Genomic DNA, 3,314 nt, shown 5'->3' on the forward strand with positions numbered 1-3,314 from the left:
CCGGCAACCCAGGCTAATCCGGCGGCTCCGGCGCCATCGGAGGAACCGGAGATACCGGTACCCGATGCGCCCGTTGCCGCCGAGCCGGCCGGCCTGAACGAAGACCTGCCGCGCACGGTGATTATTGGGTTCGCGGGCCTGATCGCGCTGGTCATCGTCGCGGGTACGGCCCATGTGGTGTACGTGCGCCGACGGGACTCCTCCAGTTCGTGAAGATTTTCACAAACTCTTGTAGCATGAAGATATGTCTTCCAAACCACAACTTCAGGATCGTCCGCGCGTGCTCATCGTCGGTGGCGGATACGTAGGTTTCTACGCCGCCATGCGGCTGCAGAGCAAGATCAAAAATGCCGGTGGCATCGTCACCGTCGTCGATCCGCTGCCCTACATGACCTATCAGCCGTTCCTGCCCGAGGTGGCCGGCGGAAACATCGAGGCACGCCACTCGGTGGTCTCGCACCGCAGGCACTTGAAGGACACCGAGCTCATCGATGGCGAAGTGGCGAGTATCGATCACAAGAACCGCAAAGCCTCGGTCAAGCTCGAAGACGGCGAGACATTCGAAATCCCGTATCAGGATATCATCATGTCCGCCGGTGCGCAGACGAAGACCTTCCCGATTCCGGGCCTGGCCGAGAACGGTATCGGCCTCAAGACCATCGAGGAAGCCGTCGCACTGCGCAACCAGGTGCTGGAGAAGATCGAAAGCGGCTCGATGGAGAGCGACGACGCCGTTCGCCGGCGCGCGCTGACCTTCGTCGTCGTCGGCGGCGGGTTCGCCGGTATTGAAGCGATCGCTGAGCTGGAGGACCTCGCCCGCGCGGCCGTGCGGCGGAACTCCCGCTTGACCATGAAGGACGTCCGGTTCGTCCTCGTGGAGGCTATGGGCAGGATCATGCCGGAAGTCACCGAGGAACAGGCCGTAGGCGTGGTCGAGCACCTGCGCAGCCGCGGCATTGAGGTGCTGCTCAACACCTCGCTCGCCAGCGCCGTTGACGGCAAGCTGGAACTGATCAGCATGCCGGACAAGAACCCGGTGGACCAGTTCGAGACCGACACCCTGGTATGGACCGCCGGTGTCCAGGCCAACCCACTGGCCAAGAAGAGCGATTTCCCCGTCGACGAACGTGGACGCATCAAAGCCGGTACAGATTTGCGCATCACCGGTGATGACGGCCCGCTCGAAAACGCCTGGACGGCCGGCGATGTGTCAGCTGTTCCTGACCTCTCCGGCGGCGGAGTCGGTGGTTACTGCGTACCCAACGCCCAGCACGCAGTGCGCCAGGCAAAGCGGTTGGCCTCCAACCTGCTCGCTTCCCGCGAAGGTGGGGAACTCGTCGACTACAAGCACTCCACCATTGGCGTCGTTGCAGGCTTCGGACTCGGCAAGGGCGTGGCGAATATCTACGGTCGTGCCCTCTTCGGTCTGCCTGCATGGATGATGCACCGCGGCTATCACGGCCTGGCCATTCCAACTTTCGAGCGGAAAGCGCGCGTTATTTCGGGTTGGTTCTGGAACATGCTGCTCAGCCGGGACACCACCCAGCTTGAGGATCTCGACCGTCCCCGCGCCGCCTTCCGCGCTGCGGCCAATCCGCCGAAGAAGGACGACAGCGAGAACGACGGCGGGTCGAAGGACGATGCCAAGAAGCCCGGCGAAAAGACCGAGGTTGGCGCCAAGAAGTAGGCTTGCACCAAAGTTGTAAGGCCAGCGGATCCGCTGTGAACTTATGAAAGGCCGGGCTGACCATCATGATGGGCAGCCCGGCCTTTCACATCGCCCCAGCAGGCAAAGCAGGGGAAAATTCCGCTACGCCGCACCGTTCGACGACGTCCAGCAGGGCCGCCGTCGGCTCCGTTACTATCTGCACGTCCCGATCTAGTACGCTTAGCTGGACGATTTCCGCCCGTGGCAACGCCCCAGTAGCCCAATCGGCAGAGGCAGCAGACTTAAAATCTGTTCAGTCTGGGTTCGAGTCCCAGTTGGGGCACCAGCGGAAATCCGGCACCTGATTTCCGGGAGTATTTTGGCCCGTTCGTACGTTTAACACTATGAAACGTACTCCGCCGTTGTACCGGGTATTGCAGACGTAAATTGCACCGGTGGCTGATACGATTTAGCTAATCGCAACGCCCCCTAGATGGAGGACATCACATGGCATTCGGTGGAAACCCGGTTTTCAATAAAAATAAGAGTTTCCGCAGCCAGCCTGCTGGCCGGGCGAGCACAGGTTCGGCCACCATGGCCAACCAGACTCAGCTCTCCAGCGAGCAGCTTCAGGAACTGTATAACCAGCCGTCGGCCGGACCGGTCAAGACCGGACGCATGACGATCGACGACGTCATCATGAAGACCATTGGTTGTCTTGCCCTGCTCGTTGTAGGCGCGCTCATAGGTGCGGCCTTCCCGATCCTGCTGTGGGTCGGGCTGATCGGCGGCTTGGTCCTGGGCTTGGTCAACGCCTTCAAGAAAGAGCCCTCCCCGGCACTGATCCTGGCCTACGCCATCGTCGAAGGCCTCTTCGTCGGCGCCCTGTCCGGAATCCTTGAAGGGCTGTACCCGGGAATCGTATTCCAGGCCGTGATGGGTACGCTGATCGTCTTCGGCGTGACCTTCGCACTGTTCAAGAGCGGCAAGGTTCGGGCGTCCCCGAAGGCCATGAAGTTCTTCATGATCGCGGTCTCCGCCTATGCATTGTTCTCGCTGGTCAACCTTGGCATGATGATGTTCGGTGCCACCGAGTCGGCATGGGGTCTGCGGACCGACGTTGAGATCTTCGGCATCCCGTTGGGTGTCTTCATCGGCGTTCTGGCCATCGGCCTGGCTGCCTTCTCGCTGATCATTGACTTCACAGCCATTGAACAGGGTGTCAGGAACGGCGTTCCGGCCAAGTACTCCTGGACCGCGGCCTTCGGCCTGACCGTGACGCTTGTATGGCTGTACGTTGAGATCCTGCGCCTGCTGGCGATTCTCCGCGGCAGCGACTGATTCAACCGGCGTTCATGATCCGGCCAATGCAGCCGGTGTATGACTCAAATAGCTGTGGCCCCCGGACAACCGGGGCCACAGCTATTTAATATTCCTGCGGCGTTATCAAACTGAGACCGCTATTCATTGACACACTCCGCTGGATGGTGAGTAAACTAACACGGGCGGATGTGAACGCTCACATTTTTGCGTCATTCACGAGAGGAACAGCAGTGAAGAAGAACAAATTTATGGTGGGCATGGCGGCCGCCAGCGTCCTCACTCTCAGCCTGACGGCTTGCGGGGGCAGCCGCTCTGGGGCGGGCGAAGACGATTCGGGCTCGAA

2 protein-coding genes, 1 tRNA gene and 1 pseudogene are annotated in these 3,314 nt (G+C 60.7%); all 4 read left to right on the forward strand.

All coding sequences use genetic code 11. From position 1 onward, the window contains the following. Positions 1-213: pseudogene (locus Y707_RS32660) on the forward strand (peptidase S8); the annotation flags it as partial. 31 nt (positions 214-244) lie between these two features. Continuing rightward, positions 245-1,687, forward strand: coding sequence for an NAD(P)/FAD-dependent oxidoreductase (locus Y707_RS0105645; protein WP_026534348.1), 1,443 nt, complete (start codon positions 245-247; stop codon positions 1,685-1,687). 230 nt (positions 1,688-1,917) lie between these two features. Further along, positions 1,918-1,994: transfer RNA gene (locus Y707_RS0105650), tRNA-Leu, on the forward strand. Between the two features lie 161 nt (positions 1,995-2,155). Then, the gene (locus Y707_RS0105655) at positions 2,156-2,989 is read left to right on the forward strand and encodes a Bax inhibitor-1/YccA family protein (protein WP_026534349.1); all 834 of its coding nucleotides are present in this window, start codon (positions 2,156-2,158) and stop codon (positions 2,987-2,989) included. Positions 2,990-3,314: the final 325 nt, after the last annotated feature.

This window comes from Arthrobacter sp. H14, from assembly GCF_000520495.1.
GTDB lineage: Bacteria > Actinomycetota > Actinomycetes > Actinomycetales > Micrococcaceae > Arthrobacter_C.

Bases quoted from the DNA above. Each gene is read 5' to 3' on its own strand.
- Y707_RS0105655 (WP_026534349.1), top strand. From the start codon at position 2,156: ATGGCATTCGGTGGAAACCCGGTTTTCAATAAAAATAAGAGTTTCCGC.
- Y707_RS0105645 (WP_026534348.1), top strand. From the start codon at position 245: ATGTCTTCCAAACCACAACTTCAGGATCGTCCGCGCGTGCTCATCGTC.